The organism is Pseudoroseomonas cervicalis ATCC 49957, assembly GCF_000164635.1.
Taxonomy (GTDB): Bacteria; Pseudomonadota; Alphaproteobacteria; order Acetobacterales; family Acetobacteraceae; genus Pseudoroseomonas; species Pseudoroseomonas cervicalis.
Window position 1 is genome coordinate 1 of sequence record NZ_GG771124.1, and the last position, 824, is coordinate 824.

General features: G+C 76.9%; 1 protein-coding gene. It reads right to left on the reverse strand.

What is annotated here, in order from left to right; all coding sequences use genetic code 11:
* Positions 1-108: 108 nt before the first annotated feature.
* Positions 109-642, reverse strand: a complete 534-nt coding sequence (locus HMPREF0731_RS22115; RefSeq protein WP_007006495.1) for a SixA phosphatase family protein — start codon at positions 640-642, stop codon at positions 109-111.
* Positions 643-824: the final 182 nt, after the last annotated feature.

An 824-nucleotide genomic window follows, 5' to 3' on the forward strand; every position in this document is an offset into this window, starting at 1 on the left:
CCGGGCCCTCCAGCAGCAGGTCCAGCGTCAGCGGCGGCGATTCGGCCGGCGCGGGAGCAGCGGGCGGGGCCGGATCGGCATCGTGCTCCGGCGCGGGCGGGGTCACGGTCAGGCGGCCATCTCCGGCAGGTCGTTGGGCGCGACGAAGCGGACCAGCCGGCCGCCCCCCGCCTCCAGCGCGCGCCAGGGGGCGGCGATGCTGAACTCGGCCAGGGCGCCGGTCGGGTAGCTCTCGGCCAGGCGCTGCGTGCCGGGTGCCTTGCCGGCCATGCCGGCGGGGCCGGCCAAGGCGAGGGCCAGGTCGTGCAGCCCGGGATTGTGGCCGACCAGCAGCAGGCTGCGCGCCGTCTCCGGCGTCTGCCGCAGCGTGGCCAGCAGGCTGGACCAGGGCGCCAGGTAGAGATCGTCCATCGGCTCGACCATCGGGCTGTCCGGCAGCGGGGCCAGGGCCTCCAGCGTCTGCAGGGTGCGCCGGGCGGAGGAGACCAGCACGATGTCCGGCGCCAGGCCGAGCCCGTGGAACACCCCCGCCATGGCGCCGGCCGCGCGCTTGCCGCGCGCGTTCAGCGGCCGGGCATGGTCCGGCAGGCTGGGATCGTCCCAGGAGGATTTGGCGTGGCGCAACAGGAGCAATTGCCGCATGCCGCCACTCTGCCACGCCGCGCCGCGCCTGTCGCGGGGGGGGTGGCGCCACAGCGGCGGGTTCCGCTTCCGCCGCGCCGCCCCATCTGCCTGCGACCGGAGCAGGAGGATGCGCGATGACGGTGGCGGTGATCGGGGCGACGGGCGGGGTGGGCGCCGCGCTGGCGCGGCGGCTGAAGGCG